Annotated in this window: 23 protein-coding genes and 1 riboswitch; of the genes, 10 read left to right on the forward strand and 13 right to left on the reverse strand. The window is 72.4% G+C overall.

Annotation, left to right across the window (positions count from 1 at the left end; genetic code table 11):
* The first annotated feature begins 135 nt into the window (after nucleotides 1-135).
* A complete protein-coding gene (locus ACIQAK_RS29235; RefSeq protein ID WP_401849361.1) occupies nucleotides 136-696 on the forward strand; it encodes a substrate-binding domain-containing protein in 561 nt (186 codons plus the stop codon).
* Here the strand turns inward: ACIQAK_RS29235 and ACIQAK_RS29240 are convergent.
* From ACIQAK_RS29240 to ACIQAK_RS29260, 5 genes are read right to left on the reverse strand one after another with little or no spacing between them, the layout of a single operon-like run.
* Nucleotides 632-1,216, reverse strand: coding sequence for a GAF domain-containing protein (locus tag ACIQAK_RS29240; RefSeq protein ID WP_366391999.1), 585 nt, complete (start codon nucleotides 1,214-1,216; stop codon nucleotides 632-634). The genes ACIQAK_RS29235 and ACIQAK_RS29240 overlap by 65 nt on opposite strands.
* Nucleotides 1,213-1,836 (reverse strand): ATP/GTP-binding protein, encoded by a 624-nt coding sequence (locus tag ACIQAK_RS29245; RefSeq protein ID WP_366391998.1) that lies wholly within the window; start codon nucleotides 1,834-1,836, stop codon nucleotides 1,213-1,215. The genes ACIQAK_RS29240 and ACIQAK_RS29245 overlap by 4 nt, the downstream gene beginning before the upstream one ends.
* A complete protein-coding gene (locus ACIQAK_RS29250; protein ID WP_366392053.1) occupies nucleotides 1,814-2,185 on the reverse strand; it encodes a DUF742 domain-containing protein in 372 nt (123 codons plus the stop codon). The genes ACIQAK_RS29245 and ACIQAK_RS29250 overlap by 23 nt, the downstream gene beginning before the upstream one ends.
* A gap of 2 nt (nucleotides 2,186-2,187) precedes the next feature.
* Nucleotides 2,188-2,622: a roadblock/LC7 domain-containing protein gene (locus ACIQAK_RS29255; protein WP_366391997.1), complete on the reverse strand. Its 435-nt coding sequence runs from the start codon at nucleotides 2,620-2,622 to the stop codon at nucleotides 2,188-2,190.
* A gap of 5 nt (nucleotides 2,623-2,627) precedes the next feature.
* Nucleotides 2,628-4,541 (reverse strand): ATP-binding protein, encoded by a 1,914-nt coding sequence (locus ACIQAK_RS29260; protein ID WP_366391996.1) that lies wholly within the window; start codon nucleotides 4,539-4,541, stop codon nucleotides 2,628-2,630.
* 352 nt (nucleotides 4,542-4,893) lie between these two features.
* Here ACIQAK_RS29260 and ACIQAK_RS29265 point away from each other — a divergent pair, with 352 nt between their 5' ends.
* A complete protein-coding gene (locus ACIQAK_RS29265; RefSeq protein WP_366391995.1) occupies nucleotides 4,894-6,339 on the forward strand; it encodes a glyceraldehyde-3-phosphate dehydrogenase in 1,446 nt (481 codons plus the stop codon).
* Between the two features lie 65 nt (nucleotides 6,340-6,404).
* Here ACIQAK_RS29265 and ACIQAK_RS29270 read toward each other — a convergent pair whose 3' ends face one another.
* On the reverse strand, nucleotides 6,405-7,613 hold the full coding sequence (locus tag ACIQAK_RS29270; protein ID WP_366391994.1) for an MBL fold metallo-hydrolase: 1,209 nt from the start codon (nucleotides 7,611-7,613) through the stop codon (nucleotides 6,405-6,407).
* 96 nt (nucleotides 7,614-7,709) lie between these two features.
* Nucleotides 7,710-8,150 (reverse strand): PPOX class F420-dependent oxidoreductase, encoded by a 441-nt coding sequence (locus ACIQAK_RS29275; RefSeq protein ID WP_366391993.1) that lies wholly within the window; start codon nucleotides 8,148-8,150, stop codon nucleotides 7,710-7,712.
* A 147-nt stretch (nucleotides 8,151-8,297) separates the two neighbouring features.
* Here ACIQAK_RS29275 and ACIQAK_RS29280 point away from each other — a divergent pair, with 147 nt between their 5' ends.
* Nucleotides 8,298-8,909: a TetR/AcrR family transcriptional regulator gene (locus tag ACIQAK_RS29280; RefSeq protein ID WP_366391992.1), complete on the forward strand. Its 612-nt coding sequence runs from the start codon at nucleotides 8,298-8,300 to the stop codon at nucleotides 8,907-8,909.
* Between the two features lie 4 nt (nucleotides 8,910-8,913).
* Here ACIQAK_RS29280 and ACIQAK_RS29285 read toward each other — a convergent pair whose 3' ends face one another.
* Nucleotides 8,914-9,915, reverse strand: a complete 1,002-nt coding sequence (locus ACIQAK_RS29285) for a DUF6745 domain-containing protein (protein WP_366391991.1) — start codon at nucleotides 9,913-9,915, stop codon at nucleotides 8,914-8,916.
* Nucleotides 9,916-10,087: 172 nt separating this feature from the next.
* A complete protein-coding gene (locus ACIQAK_RS29290) occupies nucleotides 10,088-10,414 on the reverse strand; it encodes a hypothetical protein (RefSeq protein WP_366391990.1) in 327 nt (108 codons plus the stop codon).
* 196 nt (nucleotides 10,415-10,610) lie between these two features.
* Here ACIQAK_RS29290 and ACIQAK_RS29295 point away from each other — a divergent pair, with 196 nt between their 5' ends.
* The 6 genes from ACIQAK_RS29295 to ACIQAK_RS29320 are packed head-to-tail and all read left to right on the forward strand — an operon-like array spanning nucleotide 10,611 to nucleotide 16,868.
* The gene (locus ACIQAK_RS29295) at nucleotides 10,611-11,564 is read left to right on the forward strand and encodes an STM4015 family protein (protein ID WP_366391989.1); all 954 of its coding nucleotides are present in this window, start codon (nucleotides 10,611-10,613) and stop codon (nucleotides 11,562-11,564) included.
* Between the two features lie 7 nt (nucleotides 11,565-11,571).
* A complete protein-coding gene (locus ACIQAK_RS29300; RefSeq protein ID WP_366391988.1) occupies nucleotides 11,572-12,531 on the forward strand; it encodes an STM4015 family protein in 960 nt (319 codons plus the stop codon).
* Nucleotides 12,512-13,669, forward strand: coding sequence for an STM4014 family protein (locus tag ACIQAK_RS29305; RefSeq protein WP_366391987.1), 1,158 nt, complete (start codon nucleotides 12,512-12,514; stop codon nucleotides 13,667-13,669). Before ACIQAK_RS29300 ends, ACIQAK_RS29305 begins: the two co-directional genes overlap by 20 nt.
* 28 nt (nucleotides 13,670-13,697) lie before the next feature.
* Nucleotides 13,698-14,510: an STM4013/SEN3800 family hydrolase gene (locus ACIQAK_RS29310; protein WP_366391986.1), complete on the forward strand. Its 813-nt coding sequence runs from the start codon at nucleotides 13,698-13,700 to the stop codon at nucleotides 14,508-14,510.
* Complete coding sequence (locus ACIQAK_RS29315; RefSeq protein ID WP_366391985.1) at nucleotides 14,507-15,901, forward strand: STM4012 family radical SAM protein; 1,395 nt, start codon at nucleotides 14,507-14,509, stop codon at nucleotides 15,899-15,901. The genes ACIQAK_RS29310 and ACIQAK_RS29315 overlap by 4 nt, the downstream gene beginning before the upstream one ends.
* A gap of 7 nt (nucleotides 15,902-15,908) precedes the next feature.
* The gene (locus ACIQAK_RS29320; RefSeq protein WP_366391984.1) at nucleotides 15,909-16,868 is read left to right on the forward strand and encodes an STM4011 family radical SAM protein; all 960 of its coding nucleotides are present in this window, start codon (nucleotides 15,909-15,911) and stop codon (nucleotides 16,866-16,868) included.
* Between the two features lie 6 nt (nucleotides 16,869-16,874).
* On the opposite strand, the gene ACIQAK_RS29325 is transcribed toward ACIQAK_RS29320, so the two are convergent.
* The gene (locus ACIQAK_RS29325) at nucleotides 16,875-17,702 is read right to left on the reverse strand and encodes an SGNH/GDSL hydrolase family protein (RefSeq protein WP_366391983.1); all 828 of its coding nucleotides are present in this window, start codon (nucleotides 17,700-17,702) and stop codon (nucleotides 16,875-16,877) included.
* A gap of 162 nt (nucleotides 17,703-17,864) precedes the next feature.
* Complete coding sequence (locus ACIQAK_RS29330; protein WP_366391982.1) at nucleotides 17,865-18,815, reverse strand: LysM peptidoglycan-binding domain-containing M23 family metallopeptidase; 951 nt, start codon at nucleotides 18,813-18,815, stop codon at nucleotides 17,865-17,867.
* Between the two features lie 5 nt (nucleotides 18,816-18,820).
* Nucleotides 18,821-18,979: riboswitch (cyclic di-AMP (ydaO/yuaA leader) on the reverse strand.
* Between the two features lie 410 nt (nucleotides 18,980-19,389).
* Here ACIQAK_RS29330 and ACIQAK_RS29335 point away from each other — a divergent pair.
* A complete protein-coding gene (locus ACIQAK_RS29335; RefSeq protein ID WP_366391981.1) occupies nucleotides 19,390-20,202 on the forward strand; it encodes a tyrosine-protein phosphatase in 813 nt (270 codons plus the stop codon).
* Nucleotides 20,203-20,218: 16 nt separating this feature from the next.
* Here the strand turns inward: ACIQAK_RS29335 and ACIQAK_RS29340 are convergent, their stop codons facing one another.
* Both ACIQAK_RS29340 and ACIQAK_RS29345 read right to left on the reverse strand, forming a co-directional pair.
* Complete coding sequence (locus ACIQAK_RS29340) at nucleotides 20,219-20,395, reverse strand: DUF6126 family protein (protein WP_366391980.1); 177 nt, start codon at nucleotides 20,393-20,395, stop codon at nucleotides 20,219-20,221.
* Nucleotides 20,396-20,438: 43 nt separating this feature from the next.
* The gene (locus ACIQAK_RS29345; RefSeq protein WP_366391979.1) at nucleotides 20,439-21,047 is read right to left on the reverse strand and encodes an XRE family transcriptional regulator; all 609 of its coding nucleotides are present in this window, start codon (nucleotides 21,045-21,047) and stop codon (nucleotides 20,439-20,441) included.
* Between the last annotated feature and the right edge of the window lie 55 nt (nucleotides 21,048-21,102).

A 21,102-nucleotide genomic window follows, 5' to 3' on the forward strand; every position in this document is an offset into this window, starting at 1 on the left:
GGATCGGATCGAGGAAGCGAGGCCGCCCCCGTACCGTCTGGCTGGAGTGACGAGGGGCTGGGCCGCCCCCGTACGGCCGCCTCTCCCCCGCCCCTCGGTCCTGCGCCGGCACCGCCCCCAGCAGGTCGCGGATGTGTGCCGTGGCCGCGCGGAACTCCGGGCCCCGGAGCGTCGCGCCGCAGTCGCGCTCGGCGGACAACCCCACCTCGGTGCTCTCAGAGGGCGAAACGGCCGAGCAGCAGCGCCAGGGGCCGCCAGCCCTGGCCGGCTCCGAGGGCAACCGTACGGCGGGACCGATCTGCCACGACGTCAGCGGCCCCTGCTTCGCGGGCATCGCCGACGGGAAAGGCGGCCGGTGCGCCGGCCGCGCTGCGCGAGGCGGGGGTGCGGGTGCCGGAGGACATGTCACTGGCGGGGTTCGACGAGATCCCCGTCGTACGGGAGCTGTCGCCGCCGCTGACCACGGTGGCGCTGCCACTCGCCGCGCTGGGCGAGAGCGTGATCGCGCCGGTCCTGCGCACAGCGTCGGGGGCTGGCGTTCGCGGGTGGTGCGGATCGACGGCGAGGTGGTGCTGCGGGCAGCACCGCTGCGCCGCCCGGGAGGTGAGGCCTGCGCGGCCGTCAGGACCGGTCAGGGATGGCGGTACCCCTCCCGGTGGTCGATCTGGCGGACGAGCTCCTGGGCGAGGGACTTGATGGTGTCCAGACCGGCGCGGCCCCAGGGGCGCGGCACGGTGTCGACGGCGCAGACGGTCCCCAGCGCGATGCCGGTGCGGTCGATGAGCGGCGCGCCGAGGTAGGAGCGGACGCCTATGTCGTCGACCACCGGATTGCCGGCGAACCGCGGGTAGTCGCAGACGTCGTCCAGGACGAGTGCCTTGCGCCGCACCACGACGTGCGGACAGTAGCCGTGGTCGCGGGCCATGTGCCGGGCGCCGCGGTTGCCGCCCGCCGCGGCGGCCCCGAGGTCCTTGCCGCCGCGGTTGCCCGCCGGGGTGTGCAGCCCCGCGAAGAACTGCCGGTTCTGGTCGATGAAGTTGACCATGGAGAAGGGCGAGGCGGTCACCTCGGCGACCTTGTCGGCGAAGGCGTCGAAGTCGTCGAACGAGGCGTCGGGGCGTTCACCGAGATCCAGCCTCCGCAGCCGCTCCGCGCGGGCCGGGCCGTCCCGGTCAGCGGGGGTCAGCAACATCCGGCCGGTGGCGAAGGACGTCACTGGTGGGCTCCGAAGGCCTGGAGCGGGGCGGGCGCCGAGGTGGCGTTGATGAGGTGCTGTACCAGGGTGACCAGCGCCCCCGTACTGGAGCTGGCGATCCGTGCGTCGCACAGGACGACGGGCACGGCGGGCCCGAGGTCGAGTGCGGCGCGGATCTCGTCGGGCTCGTAGCGGTAGGCACCGTCGAACTCGTTGACGGCGACGATGAATCCGATGCCGCGCCGCTCGAAGAAGTCCACGGCGGCGAAGCACTCCGCCAGCCGCCGGGTGTCGGCGAGCACCACGGCTCCGAGCGCCCCTTGGGAGAGCTCGTCCCACATGAACCAGAACCGCTCCTGGCCCGGCGTCCCGAACAGGTACAGGACATGCTGCTCGGAGAGGGTGATGCGGCCGAAGTCCATGGCGACGGTGGTGGCCGTCTTGGACTCGACGCCCTCCAGGTTGTCGGTCCCCACGCTGACCTGGGTCAGCAGCTCCTCGGTGCTCAGCGGGGCGATCTCGCTGACCGCGCCGACGAACGTCGTCTTGCCGACCCCGAATCCGCCCGCGACCAGGACCTTGAGAGCCACGGGGAAGAACTCGGTGGTTCCGGTGCGGTCAGAGCTGTCGTCGTAAACCATCGAGCACTGCCTCCAGCAGGGATCGGTCGGTGGGTGTGTCGTGGAAAGCGGGGGCGTGCGCGGTGACCGCGCCGCAGTCGACCAGGTCGGAGAGGAGCACCTTGGTGACGACCGCGGGCAACCGGAGGTGGGCGGCGATCTCGGCGACGGACATGGGCCCGTCGCACAGTCCGAGGGCCACGGTGTGTTCGGGGCCGAGGTGGATGTCGGCCTCGATGCCCGTGGCCATGACCAGGGAGAGCAGATCGAATCCGGTGGACGGCCGGGTGCGGCCGTTGCTGACGGTGTACGGGCGGATCAGCCGGCCGGCCGCGTCATCGAGCAGGGGCCCGTCCTGCGGGGCCGGCATCCTCACAGCCCCGGGGTGAACGGGGCCCCGGCCGGCTGCCGCAGCGGGGTCATCAGATAGGGACGGACACTCTTGACCAGCATCGCCATCTCGTAGCCGAGCACCGCGGCGTCCGCTTCGCGTCCGGCCAGGACGGCCAGACAGGTGCCGGATCCGGCGGTGGAGACGAACAGGAGGGTGGAGTCGAGTTCGACGACCACCTGCCGGACGTCGCCGTTGTCGCCGAAACGGGCGCCGGCACTGCGGCCCAGGGAGTACAGCCCCGCGGCCAGGGCGGCCATGTGGTCGGCGCTGTCGGGGTCCATGCCGTGGACGGATTTCACCAGCCCGTCGGCCGAGAGCAGCACCGCGCTGCGTGTGTAGGGCACGCGTTGGACCAGTCCGCTCAGCAGCCAGTCCAGGTCCGGGACCTGGCCGGACGGCATTTCGCTCGGCATCGTTTCTACTCCTTGGAAGTCGGGTCTTTACGGGGTTCCGGCACGGCGCGGCCCGGCAGAAACGTCTCCGGCCCACGGGTGCCCTGGGGGTCGCCGCCGGCCGGCGGGTAGCCGGTACGCGCGGCCCTCCGGGGCCCTTCGGCGGCGCCCCGTACGGGGAGGGGGGCGAGGGACTCCAGGGGGGCGTCGAGCGCGGTGGGCGTACCGGCGGGTTCGCCGTGACCGGTGCCGGTGCCCTCCTCCTGGGCCGTCCGGGCCTCGGCGAGGTCGACGCCGCGCCGGAAGGCGGCCATGAGGCCCGGGTCGTGCAGGGCGTGCTCGTCCTCGACCCGGGGGGCGGGCGCTTCGCGCAGTTGCGGGACGAGGTGTTCCTGGTTGGCCCGCTTGGGGAGTTCGGGGCGGGCGGCGGGCGTCGCGGGGCGGTCGACCCGCTCGGCGCGCAGCGGGAGGGGCGGGGCCTCGCCGCGGGGCTGTGGCGGGCGGCTCTCCGGCGCGGCGTGTGCGTGCGAGCCCGGTGCCTGGGCGTCGCGTGGGTGGCCGGCGGGGGCCGCGGGGACGGCCTGCGGCCGGACGGCCTGGACCTGCGGCGGTGTGTGCGGGGCCGGCGGCCCGTCGTCCGCGGGCGGCCGGTGCACGGCTCCGGGCGGCGGTACGGGGGCGGCGCCGGGCGCGGCGGGGGTGTCGGGGTCGGCCCCGAGGAGGGTCTGCGGCAGGACGAGCACCGCCTGCGTGCCGCCGTAGATGTTGCTCTGCAGACGGACCGCGATCCCATGGCGGCGGGCCAGGGCCGAGACGACGAACAGGCCGATCCTGCCGTCCTGGAGCAGATGGGCGACGTTGACCTGGTCGGGGTCGCAGAGCAGGGCGTTCATCCGGTTCTGCTCGTGGTCCGGCATCCCGAGGCCGCGGTCCTCCACCTCCAGCGCGAGGCCGGCGGTGACCCGCTGGACGCGCAGCAGCACCTGGGTGTGCGGGGCGGAGAACACCGTGGCGTTCTCGACCAGTTCGGCCAGCAGATGGATCACGTCGGCGACGGCGTGTCCGCGCAGGGTGCCGTCCATCGGCGGGACCAGCTTGACCCGGGGGTACTGCTCGACCTCCGCGATGGCCGAGCGGAGCACCTCGGTCATGGTGACCGGGTTGCTCCACTGGCGGCGGGAGACGGCCCCGCCGAGGACGGCGAGGTTCTCCGCGTGGCGGCGGATCCGGGTGGCCAGGTGGTCGACGTGGAAGAGGCCCTTGAGCAGGTCGGGGTCCTCGACCTCGTGCTCCAGCTCGTCGAGGATCTGGATCTCGCGGTGGACCAGGGATTGCAGCCGCCGGGCGAGGTTGACGAAGACCTCGACCTTCTGTTCGTTGCCCGCGGAGCTGAAGAGCTGCGACGCCTGGACGACGGCGGTGACCGCGGCTTCCTGGGCCCGTCCCATCTCCTGGGCGAGCAGGTCGAAGGCGTCACCGTCGGGCGCGCCCGGTGGCGGGGGGCGCCGCGCGCCGACGGGTTCCCCGGCGCGGAGCCGCTCCACCACCCGCTGGAGTTCGGCCTGCCCCTGGGCGCTGGCGCGGCGGAGCGTCAGCGCCCGGTCGAGCACGGCAGCGGCCACGCGGTGGGCGCCGAGGTAGGCGGCGGCGACCGCGGCGACGGCCAGGGCGGCCGATCCGCCGAGCGCCGCCCACAGGCTCGGGGACGGGTCGACGGCACCGTCGCGGACGGTGAAGATGACGGCTGCCGCGCCGCTGAGCAGGGCGGCGATGGTGGGGAGCAGCGCGGTGCGCAGCAACTGGGGGCGTATGCGGCCCTCGGGGGTGGGCTGGGCGGCGCGCGGCCTGGCCGTGGCCGAGTGGGCGCGTGCGCCGGGGCGGCCGTGCCGCCCGCCCTCGCGGCGGTCCGGTCGCGCGGCGGGTGCGCGAAGTTGAGACATCAGCGTCCTCGGTACAGGGGGCACCAGGAATCGGCGTTCCTGCGGGCGTTCATGCGGTGGCACCTACGGTGGTCGGTCGGGCTGGGTCATCGGTCGGGCCGTCCCGGGGTCCAGGAGCCCCCCGCCGATCACCGAGCACACACGGTAGTCGTGAATGACCTGTGCGCGACGGGCAGTTGTGGAACTTGCCCGCCATCCGTCCTGCTCTGGTATGACCTCTCGCACGCGCACCCGATTACGCCGCATTGACACCGCAAAGCCCTGCCGTCCGATCTCCGGACGGGACCTCCTGAATGATGAGCGGACCGGGGCGGCTACCATATGAGCGCCGCCTAGCTCGAAAGATAAACACGTGACTGTCAATGACGACTCGTTCACCAACTGGATGCACCGCGAGGAGATCGCGGAGTCGATGATCCCGATCATCGGGAAGCTGCACCGCGAGCAGGACGTGAACGTCCTGCTGCACAGCCGCTCCCTGGTGAACAAGTCGGTGGTCAGCATCCTCAAGACCCACCGCTTCGCCCGGCAGATCGCCGGTGAGGAGCTGTCCGTCACCGAGACGATGCCGTTCCTGCGGGCGCTGACGACCCTCGATCTCGGTCCCTCCCAGATCGACATAGGCATGCTGGCCGCGACGTACCGCGCGGACGACCGGGGCCTGACGGTGGAGGAGTTCACCGCCGAGGCCGTCGCCGGGGCCACCGGCGCCAACAAGGTAGAGCGCCGCGAGTCGCGCGATGTCGTCCTCTACGGCTTCGGCCGCATCGGCCGCCTGATCGCCCGCCTCCTCATCGAGAAGGCCGGTTCGGGCAACGGCCTGCGGCTGCGCGCCATCGTCGTACGCAAGGGCTCCGGCCAGGACATCGTCAAGCGCGCCTCACTGCTGCGGCGCGACTCGATCCACGGCCAGTTCTCGGGCACGATCACCGTCGACGAGGCGAACAGCAAGATCGTCGCCAACGGCAACGAGATCAAGGTGATCTACTCGGACGACCCGACGTCGGTGGACTACACCGACTACGGGATCAAGGACGCCATCCTGATCGACAACACCGGCAGGTGGCGTGATCGCCAGGGGCTCTCGAAGCACCTGCGCCCCGGGATCGCCAAGGTGGTCCTGACCGCGCCGGGCAAGGGCGATGTCCCCAACATCGTCCACGGGGTCAACCACGACACGATCAAGGACGACGAGCAGATCCTGTCCTGCGCGTCCTGCACCACCAACGCGATCGTGCCGCCGCTCAAGGCGATGGCGGACGAGTACGGCGTCCTGCGCGGCCACGTGGAGACCGTCCACTCGTACACCAACGACCAGAACCTGCTGGACAATTACCACAGCTCCGACCGGCGTGGGCGCTCGGCGGCGCTCAACATGGTCATCACCGAGACCGGCGCGGCATCCGCCGTGGCCAAGGCGCTGCCCGATCTGGACGCGCCGATCACCGGCAGCTCCATCCGGGTCCCGGTGCCGGACGTCTCGATCGCGATCCTGAGCCTGCGGCTGGGCCGTGAGGCCACCCGCGAGGAAGTCCTCGACTACCTCCGCAACGTGTCGCTGGCCTCCCCGCTCAAGCGCCAGATCGACTTCATCAGCGCACCGGACGCGGTCTCCAGCGACTTCATCGGTTCACGCCACGCCTCGATCGTCGACGCGGGCGCCACCAAGGTCGACGGCGACAACGCGATCCTCTACCTCTGGTACGACAACGAGTTCGGCTACTCGTGCCAGGTCATCCGGGTAGTCCAGCACGTCTCCGGCGTGGAGTACCCGACGTACCCGGCACCGGCGGTCTGACCCCGGCGAGCGGCACAGGATGAGGGGCGGGCGCCCGGAGCGCCCGCCCCACCGACTCCCGTCGCCTACCGCTCCCCCGCCACATCCAGGTCCCGTCGCACGACCGGTGCGCCGCCCGGGACCACGTCCGGTACCGCCGTCCGCCACTGCGGGGCCGCCATCGGCGCGGACACCGCACGCCACCACGGCTCCACGGGGAGTGTGCCGGCGGGTTCGAAGGGTTCGCCCGGCCGGGGGAACGCCACGGCCTGCTCGGCCTCCTCGGCGGCGTCCCGCGCCCACTCGGCGGGCTCGGCCCAGGCGTGCGGGGCCAGGTTGAAGGTGCCCCAGTGGATCGGGAGCAGCACACCGTGCGGGCGTGAACCCTGGAGGTCCAGATGGGCGCGCATCCCCTCGGCGGGGGTCATGTGGATGTCCGGCCAGTACTCCGAGTAGGCGCCGAGCTGGATCATCGTGGCGTCGAAGGGGCCATGCTCGGCGCCGATGTCCCGGAAGCCGGGGAAGTAGCCGGTGTCGCCGCTGTGGTAGATCCGGTGCTCCGGGCCGGAGACGGCCCAGGAGGCCCACAGGGTGTGCTGGTTGTTGCGCAGGCCCCGACCGCAGAAGTGGCGCGCGGGAGTGGCGGTGAGGCTGACCCCGTTGACCTTCGTCGTCTCGTTCCAGTCGAGCTCGCGCAGCCGGTCGGGCGCCACTCCCCAGCGCTCCAGGTGGGCGCCGACCCCGAGCGGCACGGCGAAGACGGTGTCCGTGCCCGCCAGCGCGCGGATCGTCGGCAGGTCGAGGTGGTCGTAGTGGTCGTGGGAGATCACCACCACGTCGACGGGGCCGAGCGTGGCCAGCGGCACCGGCACCGGGTGCAGGCGCTTGGGTCCGGCGAAGGGGAACGGGGAACACCGCTCACCCCAGACCGGGTCGAACAGGACGCGGGCGCCGTCGATCTCGGCCAGGACGGTGGAGTGACCCATCCAGGTCAGCCTCAGCCCCATGGCGGGCGGAGCGGCCAGGTCGGCGAGGGTGGTGGCGTGGACCGGGACGGTGCCGGCCGGTGCCCGCCGGATCCGCTGTTCCTTCTGGAAGTAGATCCTGGCGAACTCCAGCGTGGACCCGGACGGCCTGGTCCGGGCGCCCAGGGGGTTCTGGAACACCCCCTCGGCGAAGTTCGGCGAGCTGAGGATGCGCTGCATCCGCGCTCCCGCCGGATCGGCCCCGAAGGGCTCGGAGCGCATCGAACGCATTCTCGTACGGAAGGGGACAAAGTAGTCGGCGCCGGTCACAACATCTCCTGGGGGAGTCGGTGTCGTCCCATTATCGTCGGACTGTCCGACAGGGCGAGAAGAGGGCGGTGAACGGGGCAGAGGTCCGGTGGCCGCTCAGCCACGCGGCTGTCCGTAGACGTGGTCGATGTGGAGCGTAAGCACCACGCGGCGGTCCTCGACCATGGCCCGCCGGTAGTCCTCCCAGTCGGGGTGCTCGCCTTGGACGTCACGGTAGAGCGTGATCAGGGCCTCCACGGTGGCATCGTCGCGCTCGGCGGCGGGCGGGGTGAGCTCGGCGGTGCCGTCCACCACGGTCCAGGCCCAGCGGTCGTCACTGGTGACGTGGTAGCTCGCGCGGGGGTCCCGCCGCAGGTTACGGGTCTTTGCCCGGCCTTCGGTGACCGATACCCGGAGCACGTGCTCATCGGGGTAGTAGGCGTGGTTGACGTTGGACAGCTGGGGCCGCCCGTCCTGCTTCAGAGTGACCAGCACTCCCCCGTCGTGCTCGCCGATGAGGCCGAGCAGCGCTTCGTGTGCCGGTTCGAATGACGTCATGCACGGTCCAACGTGCTTGCCGCCCCCAGGATTCCGGTCGGCCGCCCCGCCCGGCGGTGTCACATCCGAGGGGTCCGTCGCGTCACCTCCGTGAGGGCCGGATCTTCGGTGACCGGCAGTAACCAGAACATTGACTAGGGTGGTCGCGTGGCAAGAGTCCGGTTGAACGTGGCGGAGCGGCGTGAGGAGCTGTTGAGGGCGACGGTCGAACAGATCGAGATCCGCGGGGCCTCCTCCGTGCGGATCGCGGATGTGGCGTCCGCGCTGGGCGTGAGCAACGCGCTGGTGCTCTACCACTTCTCGACCAAGGAGAAGCTGGTCGCCGCCGCCTTCGCCTACGCGGCCGAGGCCGATCTCGCCCATCTGCGCAAGCTGCTGGCCCGCCGCACCACGGCCGTTCGGCGACTGCGGGCCGCCGTGCGGTGGTACGCGCCGACCGGGCAGGCCAAGGGGTGGCGGCTGTGGATCGAGGGCTGGGCCGTCTCGCTGCGGGAGCCGGCCCTGCGCGAGGTCGCGGGCGACCTCGACCAGCGGTGGAAGGCGGAGCTGGCCGAGGTCATCCAGGAGGGCGATGCCGCCGGTGAGTTCCGCTGCGCGGACCCGGAGTCGGCGGCCTGGCGGCTGACCGCCCTGCTGGACGGTCTGGCCGTGCAGATGACGTCGTACGCGGGTCCGCTCTCCAGGGCCACGATGCTGCGCTGGACCGACGACGCGCTCGCCCGCGAGCTGGGCATCGACCAGGCCGCGCTGACCGGCTGACGGGTCAGGTCTGGCGCACCGGGGCGTAGGCGGCGCCGTCCAGCCCGAACGTCCAGGCCACCCCCTCCTTGGCGGTACGCGTCGCGGGCGGTACGCGGAGCCAGTAGGTGCGGTGCGTACCGTCCGGCTCGGGGGTGGAGTTGACCACCTCGACCATCACCACGTCCTCGTCCCCCTCGAGTGCGATGCGCCAGAGGATGCCCGTCTCGTCGCGGTGGACGGGCTCGGCCCCGGACTCCGTGAGATAGCGGTCGTAGCCGTAGTACTCCAGCATCACGCGGCGCAGCTCCGCGTTCCCCTCCTCCCGGATGCGCTGCGGGGTCAGGGACGCCAGCTCGGCCAGGAACGCGGCGGGCACCGGCATACCGCGCCACGCGTACAGCGCGAACCCGTCCCGGTAGGCGAGGGCCGGCCCCTCCCCGTGGTCCAGCCTGCCGGCCTCGTCGCGGTGCAGGACCTCGGGCCGTTCGGTGATCACCACGGCGTTCTCGTACGGCCACCACCAGCCGGCGTTCCGGGCGACCTCGGCGAGGCCGGTGAGCCGGTCGCCGCGCCCGTCGAAGGCGGCGAGCCAGGCGGCGTCGTGCTGGCCGAGCACCGCGTCGAGCAGGACCAGCCGCACGCCGCTCTCGTCCTGCGGCCGGGGCGCCAGGTCGGCGACGACGCCGGACCGTATCCGCTCGGCGAGCGCGGCCGTGGTCTCCCAGAGCTGGGCCCCGGTGGCGGACCAGAGGGCCGACCAGCCCGCCGGACCCAGCTCGTCGTACATGCGGCGGCGCTCCTCGGCCCACGGCCGGGTGCGGACCTCTTCGCGCACCGACCGTCCCGCGTCGGCCAGCTTCCCGACGGCTTCGACGGCCGCGCGGGGCGACTGGGCCCAGACGATCCGCCCGGGCTCGGCAAGTCCGGCGGTGCGATAGGCGCGCCGCACGCCCTCCTCGGCGGCCGGCCGGTCCGCCGCGCCGGTCGCCGCCGCCACGTCCCGCCAGGAATTCACGTGCTGCATCGGTTGTCCCGTCCCCTGTCGTGCTCGTTCGTCGTGCTCGTTCGTCGTGCTCGTTCGTCGTGCTCGTTCGTCGTGCTCGTTCGTCGTGCTCGTTCGTCGTGCTCGTTCTGATGGCTGAAGATGTCTGGACCGGTGGCTGCGCGGTGGCAGCCGCGGAGCGGCCCGGGCGCGGTCAGTCCGCGACGATCCGGATCGCTCCGGGTGCGTACTCCCGCTGGCGCACCACGCGGAACCAGCCCTTCGGCAGCGCGATCGTGGCGTGCTCCTCGTGCACCACCCGTCCGCCCTCCGGGAGATGGAGCAGCATCGGGCCGAACGGTCCCGCCTCCCGGATCAGCCGGCCTGGCCCCTGCACGGCGTGCGCGTGCCCGGTCACCTCCCCCAGCGCGAGCACCAGCCGCCCCCGCGCGTCGCGCAGTTCGCCCGAAGCCTTGCGGAAGGGGGCGGGCACGGCCGACTCCTCCAGCGCCATGATCAGTACATCGCCCTGCCGGTACACAGAGGTCTCCCCTCGGTCGCGGCACCCGCTGTGCCGGACATGGGAAAAACGCTACGGGCAGGGTCTGACAACGGGCCCCGACGGCGGGCCCGGAGCCGGTCCGGCGGCTCGGAGGCCGTCCCGGTCGCGGCGTTGTCAGTGCGGCTTGATAAACCTTGCGGACATCAGCCGTCCCCAGGACCAGGAGCTCAGTGCGATGTACGGTGCGCAGCATCTGCAAGCGTTCGGCGGCCTTCCGGCCGTCGACTTCCAGCACAAGGACGACCCCGCCGACCGGCCCGCCGCCGACGATGTGGCCTGGCGCATCTCCGTCGATCCGTACGAGGACCAGGATCAGAGCTGGGAGCAGGAGTTCGCCGCCTTCCTGGGGGCGGTCGACCCGGCCGGGGTCCGGGCGCTGATCATCGGCCAGTGGGGCGAGGCGTACGAGGAGAACTCCGCCGTCCCGATCGGCCTGGTGGTCGCCGCCGCCGACCGGCTGACCTCGCTGGAGGCGGTGTTCGTCGGGGACCTGGAGGCGGAGGAGGCCGAGATCACCTGGATCGAGCAGTCGGATGTCACGGCCCTGCTGGCCGCCTTTCCCGCGCTGACGGAGTTCGGCGTGCGGGGCGGTACCGACCTGGTGTTCCCGCCGACGAAGCATGACCGGCTGCGGGCGCTGACCATCCAGGCGGGCGGCCTTCCGGTCCAGGTGGTGCGCGGGGTGCTGGACAGCGAACTGCCCGCGCTGGAGCGGCTGGACCTCTGGCTGGGGGTCTCGGCCTACGGCGGCGACACCGATGTGGCGGACCTCGCGCCACTGCTCTCGGGCACCCGCTTCCCCCGTCTGCGCCATCTGGGCCTGCGCAACAGCGAGGTGCAGAACGAGATCGCGGCGGCCGTCGCGTCGGCGCCGGTCGTCGCCCAGCTCAAAGTCCTCGACCTGTCCGACGGGACGCTGGGGGACGAAGGCGCCGCCGCCCTCCTCGAAGGGCAGCCGCTCACCCATCTCGACGAGCTCGATCTCCACCACCACTTCCTCACCGAGGCGATGGAGCAGCGGGTCCGCTCGGTGCTGGAGCCGCACGGGGTGCGCGTGGACCTGTCCGAGCGGAACGAGCCGTGGGACAACCGCGGCGCCGAGGGCCGCTACACCGCCGTGTCGGAGTGAGGGCGTCATGACGTACATCCGCATCGCGCATTTCGACGACTTCCACGGGCTGCCGGTCCATCCGCTCGCGCCGCGGGCGGCACCGGTGTCGGCCAGGCCCGAGGCCGACACCGTGGCCTGGCGGCTGGAGTGCGACCACGACGAGGAGACGGACTTCGCCGTCCTGTGGCAGCGGTTCCTGGACACGGTGGACACCACGCGGGTCCGGGCGCTCGTCATCGGCCCCTGGTGGCGTGAGGACTACACGCCGTTCGAGCCGGTGCGAGATCTGGTGATCGCCGACGCGGACCGCTTCCCGGCCCTGCGCGGCCTCTTCCTCGCCGACGTGGTGGGCGAGGAGTGCGAGGTGTCGTGGCTGCGCATGTGCGACATCACGCCGGTGCTCGAAGCGCTGCCGCTGCTGGAGGAGTTCACCGTACGGGGCTGCGGCCAGGAGGGGCTGGGGCTGCGGCCCGTCCGTCATGCGGCGCTGAGGTCGCTGCGCTTCGAGTCCGGGGGACTGCCCGGCGATCTGGTGCGGGCGGTCGCCGCGAGCGAACTGCCCGCGCTGGAGCGGCTGGACCTGTGGTTCGGCAGCTCGTGGTACGGAGGCGACGCCACGGTCGACGACATCCGGCCGATCCTGTCGGGCGGTACGTTCCCCCGGCTGCGCCACCTGGGTCTGCAGAACAGCGAGATCCAGGACGAGATCGCGGCCGCCGTGGCGTCGGCGCCCGTCGTCGCCCAACTGGAGACCCTCGCCCTGTCCATGGGCACCCTGAGTGACACGGGTGGTGAAGCCCTGGTGAACGGGCAGCCCCTGAACCACCTCGGCACGCTCGACCTGCGCCATCACTACCTCACCGACCCGGTGCTCGACCGCATCAGGGCCGCGTGCGTCCCGGCCGTGGTCGAGGGCGACGAGGCCGAGGAGGACTACGGGGACCCGGACGACGAACCGGAGCGCTATGTCGCCGTCAGTGAGTAGCCCCGGGAGCGAGGGGGGACCGCGCTTCGCGGTGGTGGGCAATCCGGAGAACCGCCGGGTCGCCTTCTTCCAGGAGGCCGTACGGGCCGCCAGGCTGCCGCCGGCCCGGGTCGTGCCCTGGCTCCGGGTGCTGGGCGGCGCGGCGGCGTTCGCGCCGGGCGAGACCGTGCGGATCGACTCGCCGGGCGAGGACGCGGAGGTGGAGCGGCTGCTGCGCGGGGTCGAGAACCCGACCCGGGTGGAGGGGTCCGCGCGGTGGTACGCCGGGTTCCTCGCGGCGGTGGGCGAGGTGGCGCGTGCGGCCTCGGCGGCCGGTGCCGAGGTGCTCGCCTCCCCCGCTGACCTCGCCGCGCTCTTCGACAAGCGCCTCTGCCACGCGCTGCTGGAGGGTGCGGCGGTCCCGGTGCCCGCCTCGCCCACGTCGGGCCCGCGGGCACCGGAGGTGCGGGGCTGGTCCGACGTACGGGCGCTGATGCGGGAGCACCGGATGCCCCGGGCGTTCGTGAAGCTCGCCCACGGCTCGTCCGCCTCGGGGGTGCTGGCGGTGGAGACCGCGGGTCCCGGCCGGGTCCGGGCGAGCACCTCGGTGGAACGGGACGCCGGGGGGCGGCTGTTCAATTCGCTCCGGGTCCGCCGGTACAGCACGGAGCTGGAGGTGGGCGCGATCGTGGACGCGCTCGCCCCGGACGGCCTGCACATCGAGCGCTGGCTGCCCAAGGCGTCCCAGCGGGGGCGGGCCGCCGATCTGCGGATCGTGGTGGTCGGCGGCCGGGCGACCCACGCCGTCGTCCGGACGAGCCTGTCCCCCATGACCAACCTCCATCTCGGGGGCGCCCGCGGCGATCTCGACGAGGTCCGGGCCGCCGTGTCGGCGGTGGGCGGCTGCTGGCGCGAGGCGCTGGCGATGTGTGAGCGGGCCGCCGCCTGCTTCCCCGGGACGCTGTGCGTGGGCGTGGATCTGCTGCCCGCGGCCGGCTGGCGGCGCTTCGCCGTCGGCGAGGTCAACGCCTTCGGTGATCTGCTGCCCGGGCTGACCGGTCTGCCGGGCAGCGGTGCCGAGGGACTGGACACCTATGCGGCGCAGGTCGCCGCCGTACTGGACCGAGCGAGGAACGACCGTGCCGCCACCCCTTCCTGACCCGGGGCCCGACCCCGGGCGACCCGATATGACCGAGGTCGTGGGCAGCCATGACCTGCTGCTGGTCACCCTGGACACCCTGCGTCACGACGTCGCCGTGGAGCTGGCCGCCGCCGGGCGCATCCCGAACCTGGCCCGGCATCTGCCCGGCGGCGTGTGGGAGAAGCGGCACGCACCGGGCAGCTTCACCTACGCCTCGCACCAGGCGATGTTCGCCGGTTTCCTGCCGACACCCGCCACCCCCGGCCCGCATCCGCGGCTGTTCGCGGCGCGCTTCGCGGGCAGCGAGACGACGGCGGACGGCACCTTCGTCTTCGACACCCCGGACCTGGTGTCGGGTCTGGCCGCCGAGGGCTACCGCACGGTGTGCGTCGGCGGGGTCGGGTTCTTCAACCGGCAGGGACCGCTGGGGGCGGTGCTGCCCGGCATGTTCCAGGAGAGCCACTGGGAGCCGGAGTTCGGCGTCGCATCACCGACCTCGTTCGAGGAGCAGGTGACCCGGGCCGAGGAGGTGGTGGCCGGGCTCCCCGAGGAGCAGCGGCTCTTCCTCTTCGTCAACGTGTCCGCGCTGCACCAGCCGAACTGGTTCCACACCCCGGGCGCGACCCGCGAGGCGGGCGACTCCCGGGCCACCCACGCCGCCGCCCTGGAGTACGTCGACCGGCACATCGGCCGGCTCTTCACCGCGGCGAGCAGCCGCCGCCGCTGTTTCGCCATCGTCTGCTCCGACCACGGCACCGCCTACGGCGACGACGGCTACACCGGCCACCGGCTCGGCCACGAAGCCGTCTGGACCGTGCCGTACGCCCACTTCTTCCTCGAACCGGGGGCCTCCCGATGACCACCAGCACCCCGACGGCGACCGCCGCCGGCCCGCCCGCCGTCCGGCCCTACGAGAGTTACGTCTACGCCTATCCGCACAAGACGGCCTACCGCCCTCTGCCGGACCGGCCCGCGCTGCGCGAGCTGTGGGCGGCCGAGCCGAAGAACGCCCTCTCCCTCTACCTCCACATACCGTTCTGCGAGGTCCGCTGCGGCTTCTGCAACCTCTTCACCCGGATCGGCGCGCCCGAGGAGCTGACGACGCGGTATCTCGACGCTCTGGACCGGCAGGCCGTGGCCGTGCGGGACGCGCTCGGCGACAGTGAGCTGGTGCGGTTCGCCGCGGCGGCGTTCGGCGGCGGGACCCCGACCTTCCTGACGGCGGGTGAGCTGGAGCGGCTCTGCGACATCGCTGAGAAGCGGATGGGCGCCGACCTGCTCGCGGTGCCGCTATCCGTGGAGACGTCCCCCTCCACTGCGACCGCCGACCGGCTGGCGGTGCTGGCCGACCGGGGCACGACCCGGGTCAGCATCGGCGTACAGAGCTTCGTGGACGAGGAGGCGCGGGCCGCAGTCCGTCCGCAGCGCCGGGCCGAGGTGGAAGGCGCCCTCGGCCGGATCCGGGAAGCCGGGATACCGGTGCTGAACATCGACCTGATCTACGGCATCGACGGCCAGACCGACCGCACCTGGCTGACCTCGCTGGACGCCGCCCTGGCCTGGCACCCCGAGGAGCTGTATCTCTACCCGCTGTACGTCCGCCCGCTGACCGGCCTGCACCGCCTGGGCGCCGCGGCCGGTGCGGAGGCACAGGCCCTGGAGCAGGCCGCCTGGGACGAGCAGCGGCTGCGGCTGTACGGGGTGGGCCGCGACCATCTGCTGGCGCACGGCTACGAGCAGGTGTCGATGCGGATGTTCCGGCGCGCCGACACCCCGCGGGAGTACGCGGAGGGCCCCGAGGACTACGCCTGTCAGACCGACGGCATGATCGGGCTGGGCTGCGGGGCCCGTTCGTACACGGCGGCCCTGCACTACTCCTTCGACTACGCGGTGGACATGCGGGAGATCCGGTCCATCATCGACGGCTTCACCGCCACCGAGGACTTCTCCCGGGCCGAGGTCGGCCGGTACGTCGACGCGGCCGAGGCGCGCAGGCGCCATCTCCTGCAGTCGCTGCTCCAGGCGCCGGGGCTGCCCGTGGACGACTACCGCGCCCGCTTCGGCACGGACCCCCGGGAGGACTTCCCCGCGGAGCTGGAGGGGTTCGCGGCCCGGGGCTGGCTGGCCCCCGACGCGCCGCCGGGCCTGCTGCGGCTCTCCCCGCTGGGCCTGGCGCACTCGGACGCGCTGGGGCCCGCGCTGTTCTCCCCCGGGGTGCGGGCCGCGATGGCCGCGTACGAGCGGAAGTGAGCGGCCCGTGGACCTGACGATCCTCTACCGGGGCCCGCTGGCCTCGTGCGACTACGACTGTCCGTACTGCCCGTTCGCCAAGAGACGCGACAGCCGGGCGCGGTTGACCTCGGACCGGGAGGCGCTGGAGCGGTTCACCGCGTGGGCGGCGGCGCAGACCGGCGACCGGCTCTCCGTGCTGTTCACGCCGTGGGGCGAGGGCCTGGTGCGCTCCTGGTACCGGCGCGCGCTGACCGAGCTGTCGCAGCTCCCGCACATTCGCCGGGTCGCCATCCAGACCAATCTCAGCGGCCGCACCGCGTGGCTGGCGGACGCCGACCCGGAGCGGATCGCGCTCTGGTGTACGTACCACCCGGGGCAGACACCGTACGAGCGGTTCCTGGGCAGGTGCCGGGAGCTGTCGGCACGCGGGATCCGCTTCAGCGTGGGCGTGGTGGGGTTCGACGAGCACCTGGACGAGGCGCGGCGGCTGCGGGCGGCGCTGCCCGAGGAGGTCTACCTCTGGGTCAACGCCGCCGAGGGGCATACGTACACCGACGAGGAGGCGGAGCGGTGGACCGAGCTGGACCCGCTCTTCCCCTACAGCCGGCATCCGCACCGCTCGGCGGGGCTGCCCTGCCGGACGGGCGAGTCGGTGATCTCGGTCGACGGTGACGGCACGGTGCGCCGCTGCCACTTCGTCAAGGCCGAGCTGGGCAACCTCTACGACGGCAGCTACCGCCGGGCGCTCGCCCCGCGGGCCTGCCCGCTCGCCGTGTGCGACTGCCACATCGGCTATGTGCACCTGGAGACGCTGCCGCTGTACGACGTGTTCGCCGGCGGCGTCCTGGAGCGGATACCGGCCGGTCGCGGTGCGGCTTCGACGCCGGACGGACCGGTGGCACCGGGCCCGTCCCGGCGTGCGCTGCCGCTGCTGCCGGACCCGCGGCGATGTGCGGTCCCCCGGCCGTCGGCGGAGTCCGCGTAGCGGCGGCTACAGCGGCAGCAGGTCCGGCCGCTTCGCCGCGACCTGGTCGCCGGACGATTCGCCGCGCAGCCGCCGGCCGATCCACGGCACGAGGTACTCCCGCGCCCACTGGATGTTGTCGCGCCGCGCGTCGAAGGGGCGGCGCTGGGCCTGCGGCGGCCAGGGCTGGTCCGGGTCGGCCGGCACGTCGTGGCCGAGGACCTGGGCGGCGCGCAGCGCGACGCGGGTGTGGCCCTCGGGCGAGAGGTGGAGCCGGTCGGCGTCCCACGCGCGCCGGTCCTGGACCGAGCGCAGCGACCACAGGTCGAGCACGGGGCACCGGTAGCGGTCGGCGATGGCCCTCAGGTGGACGTTGTACGTGGCGATCTTGCCGCGCATGTGGCGCAGTACCGGAACGCCCCGGGTGTCGAAGCCGGTGGTGACCATGACGGTGCCGACCGCGTCGGTCAGGTCCGCGACGGCCCGCTCGAAGCGCTCGGCCAGATCGTCGGGGTCGGTGCCGGGCCGGATGATGTCGTTGCCGCCCGCGCAGAAGCTGACCAGGTCGGGGGCCAGTTCCCTGGCGCGGGGGAGCTGCTCCTCGACGATCTGGTCGAGGAGGCGTCCGCGTACGGCGAGGTTGGCGTACCGGAAGTTCCCGTGCCGGGTCTCGCCGGGGCCCGTCGCCGCGTCGGGGGCCGGGAGCCGGTCGGCGAGCAGAACCGCGAACCGGTCCGCCCAGCCGACGAAGGTGCCGTCGGGGCCGGGGTCGCCGACGCCTTCGGTGAAACTGTCCCCGATCGCCGCGTACGACCCGATGATGTTCTGTCGCTGGGTTCTCGAATCGTCTGCCACAAGCGCATATCCTGCACGGTTCGATGTGACCTACGCGACCGTAATACGGGGTTGACGGGTGGTGAGATAGACCACCCGGTCAGGTTTCGGTAAAGCCGGAATAAGCGGAGGGGCGGTGCGCCGCCGCGCACCGCCCCCCGATCACTTATCGCTGCCCTCGGGTCAGAGGGAGACGTTGTGCGCTCGCAGGTAGGCGATCGGGTCGACGTCCGAGCCGTAGCTCGGGCCGGTGCGGACCTCGAAGTGGAGGTGCGGGCCGGTGGAGTTGCCGGTGGAGCCGGAGAGGCCGATCTGCTGGCCGCCGGTGACGGTCTGGCCCACCGAGACGTTGAGCGAGGACTGGTGGGCGTACTGGGAGTACATGCCGTCCTCGTGCTGGATGACGACCTCGTTGCCGTACGAGCCGCTGTTGCCGGCCGAGACCACGGTGCCCGGTCCGATGGCGAGGACAGGGGTACCGGAGGCGGCCTGGAAGTCCGAGCCGGTGTGGTAGCCACTGGACCAGCTGGCGCCGGAGGCACGGTACTGGGTGGTGACGTTGGGGCTGGCCAGCGGTGCCGACCAGCCGGAGCCGTTGGCCTCGGAGGAGCCGGTCTGCGCGGAGGTGCCGGAGTCGTCGGCCGATGCGGTGTCCGCCTTCGGAGCCTTCTTCGGGGCGGCCTCGGGGGCCGGCTCGGCCTTCTTCGGGGCGGCCTTGGGAGCCGGAGCGGACTCCTTGGCCTCCGAAGGCGCGGCGGAGCCGGACGCCTTGGCGCCGAGGGTGAGCTTCATGCCCGGGAAGATCAGGCTGGGGTTCTCGCCGACGGTCGAGCGGTTGTCCTGGTACAGCTTCTGCCAGCCGCCCTTGACCTGGTGCTCGGATGCGATCTTGGCGAGGTAGTCACCGGAGACGACGGAGTACGTCTTCGGGGCGGCCTTCGCCTTGACGGGCGCGGCCTGCGGCGCGGACTGAGCGGCGGCCGAGGCGGCGGCGGGGGCCGCCTTCTCCGCGGCGTGCGCGCCGGTGGCGCCCATCAGCGGGAGGGCGAGTACGGCTCCGCCGGTGCCCGCGGCGAGGACGCCGCGGTGGATCGGGCCGGACTTGGGACGACGGTGCTTACCCTTTGCGGGCATGGGGTGGTTCCTCTCCGGCGCCTGCGAGGTGAGCTGTCGGGTTCGAGCTGGAGATGCCCGGCCGCCGGATGGCGACTTCACCCCGAGCCGGTCCGGATCGCTCCGGGCCGGCGGCTTACCTGGTTCCCCCGCTCCTGCCACGCGTGAGTGGGTGGATGCGAATTCCGGGCGGCGGCAGGATTAGGCGGTCCGTCCGGATTGACGGTGACCGTAAACGAGTCAGGACGACGGGAACAAGCCCTCGGATGCACCCCGGAATGGTCGATTCAATTTCGCTCCGGATTTCCCGTCACACTCCGTGGATTACGGATCTTGGCTTTCCGTACGGATACCGGGAAAACGCCCGGGCGCCACCGCCACGGTCCGTCACGGATATGATCCCGCTCACCCGGGGAATCCCATCTCCCCCATTAGTGGGGCATGTTCTGCGAAATACACCAATACGGACATGGCACCCGCGCCACATCTGACGCCCGGTCAGCGCACTGATGGTTGCCTGGTGAACCGATGTCGTATCGTCGCAGGGGCGCCCTCGCCGGAGAGCGGCGCCGACGCAGAGATTCCAGGAGCCACCGTGACGCAGCAGGTGCCGCAGGTCCCGCCGACCGAGACCGCACTGACCGGAGTCCGCAACTTCCGCGACGTGGGTGGGCTCCCCACCACGGACGGGCGGCGCACCGCCTTCGGCCGGCTCTACCGCAGCGGCCACCTGGCGCACGCCACCGCCGAGGACGCGCTCTTCCTCGGCGGGCTCGGGCTGCACACCGTCTTCGACTTCCGCAACTCCGCCGACCACCAGCTCGACGGGTACGACGTCGAGCTGGCCGGTGTCCGCAATGTCAGCATTCCGCTCTCCGACCCGGCCGACGGAGCCGAGTTCTGGCGGCTGGTGCGCGACGGGAACATCGAGCAGCTGCGCTCGATCCTGGCGAACGGCAAGGGCACCGAGCGCATGATCCACATGTACCGGTCGACCATCGTGGACCGCACGGCCGAGCACAGCCGGGTGCTGCACGCCCTGGCGGAGGACAGCGTGCCCGCCCTCATGCACTGTGCTGCGGGCAAGGACCGGGCCGGTCTGTCGATCGCGGTCTCGCTGCTCGCGGTCGGCGTCGAGCGCGAGGCGATCGAGGCGGACTACCTCAAGTCCAACGACCCCCACCGCCGGTACAAGGTGAAGCGCTCGGACATGTCCGAGACCGGGATGTCCGCCGAGGTGATGGAGCTCCTGAACCCGCTCTTCGGAGCGCAGGCCTCCTACCTGGCGGCGGCGTTCGCGGCCATCGACGAGACCTGGGGAACGACGGACCGCTACCTGGCGGAGGGGCTGAACGTCTCCTCCGTGACCCGGGAGCGGCTGCGCGAGCGGCTGCTCGACCAGGGCTGATCGGCAGGCCGGACGCTCACTCGGCCCCTGCCACCATGAAGAGCAGGTAGAGGAAGGCCGCGATCACATGGCCGACCACCAGGTAGGCCAGCAGCCTGATCACGAGACCGCGCGGCATCCGGCGCTCCTGCGAGTCCCGCGTGGTCCTGGGACGCCGCGGGCTCAGCGGGTCGTAGTGCTCGGAATCGGACATGACGGTCCTCTCTGCCGGCCTCGCGGCCGGGGGAACGAAGGGGTCAACGCGCGCGCAGTGCGTTGCCGAGGCAGAGCTCGGCCGCGGGGCTCTGCAGCAGGGAGTGGACGAAGAGCAGCTCGGCCCCGCCGCGGTCCAGGGCCGCGATCCGGTGCGGGGTGAGCGAGTCGAAGTGGGCGCTGTCGCCGGGGTCCAGATCGTGCACGGTCTCCCCCAGCGCGACCCGCAGCCGCCCGCCGAGGACGTACAGCCACTCCTCACCGGGGTGCACCCGGACCAGATCGCCCTGGGCGCCGTACGGTACGCGGACCCGCAGCGCCTGCATGGCGCGGCCGGAACCGCCCGTCCGGCGGTACATCCAGCCGTCGGCCTCGGCGCCCTCGAAGGCGCCGCCCCGGATGACCGCCTCCCGCTCGGGCGGCTGCTCGCCGAGCAGCTCGGAGACCGTCGTACCGTAGATGCGGGCCAGGCCGAGCAGCATGGGCAGCGAGGGCTGCCTGCGGCCCGTCTCCAGCCGGGAGAGGTGGGCCGGGGAGAGTCCGGCCCGCTGGGCGGCGGTCTCCAGGGTGAGACCGCGGCCCCGGCGCAGATCGCGCAGGCGGGGTGCGACGCCGGGGAGTTCGCCGGCCGCCCCTTCGTCCGGAGGGTTCATGCCTCCATTGGGCCAGGAACTTTCCTCCCGGGCAAACTATTTGCCCGGGAGGCAA

The sequence above is a fragment of the Streptomyces sp. NPDC088706 genome (assembly GCF_044752765.1).
Classification (GTDB): domain Bacteria; phylum Actinomycetota; class Actinomycetes; order Streptomycetales; family Streptomycetaceae; genus Streptomyces.

Bases quoted from the DNA above. Each gene is read 5' to 3' on its own strand.
- ACIQAK_RS29310 (WP_366391986.1), top strand. From the start codon at position 13,698: ATGACCGAGGTCGTGGGCAGCCATGACCTGCTGCTGGTCACCCTGGAC.
- ACIQAK_RS29295 (WP_366391989.1), top strand. From the start codon at position 10,611: ATGTACGGTGCGCAGCATCTGCAAGCGTTCGGCGGCCTTCCGGCCGTC.
- ACIQAK_RS29275 (WP_366391993.1), bottom strand. From the start codon at position 8,150: ATGACGTCATTCGAACCGGCACACGAAGCGCTGCTCGGCCTCATCGGC.
- ACIQAK_RS29315 (WP_366391985.1), top strand. From the start codon at position 14,507: ATGACCACCAGCACCCCGACGGCGACCGCCGCCGGCCCGCCCGCCGTC.
- ACIQAK_RS29245 (WP_366391998.1), bottom strand. From the start codon at position 1,836: ATGGTTTACGACGACAGCTCTGACCGCACCGGAACCACCGAGTTCTTC.
- ACIQAK_RS29305 (WP_366391987.1), top strand. From the start codon at position 12,512: ATGTCGCCGTCAGTGAGTAGCCCCGGGAGCGAGGGGGGACCGCGCTTC.
- ACIQAK_RS29330 (WP_366391982.1), bottom strand. From the start codon at position 18,815: ATGCCCGCAAAGGGTAAGCACCGTCGTCCCAAGTCCGGCCCGATCCAC.
- ACIQAK_RS29250 (WP_366392053.1), bottom strand. From the start codon at position 2,185: ATGCCGGCCCCGCAGGACGGGCCCCTGCTCGATGACGCGGCCGGCCGG.
- ACIQAK_RS29260 (WP_366391996.1), bottom strand. From the start codon at position 4,541: ATGTCTCAACTTCGCGCACCCGCCGCGCGACCGGACCGCCGCGAGGGC.
- ACIQAK_RS29255 (WP_366391997.1), bottom strand. From the start codon at position 2,622: ATGCCGAGCGAAATGCCGTCCGGCCAGGTCCCGGACCTGGACTGGCTG.
- ACIQAK_RS29340 (WP_366391980.1), bottom strand. From the start codon at position 20,395: ATGTCCGATTCCGAGCACTACGACCCGCTGAGCCCGCGGCGTCCCAGG.
- ACIQAK_RS29345 (WP_366391979.1), bottom strand. From the start codon at position 21,047: ATGAACCCTCCGGACGAAGGGGCGGCCGGCGAACTCCCCGGCGTCGCA.
- ACIQAK_RS29285 (WP_366391991.1), bottom strand. From the start codon at position 9,915: ATGCAGCACGTGAATTCCTGGCGGGACGTGGCGGCGGCGACCGGCGCG.
- ACIQAK_RS29300 (WP_366391988.1), top strand. From the start codon at position 11,572: ATGACGTACATCCGCATCGCGCATTTCGACGACTTCCACGGGCTGCCG.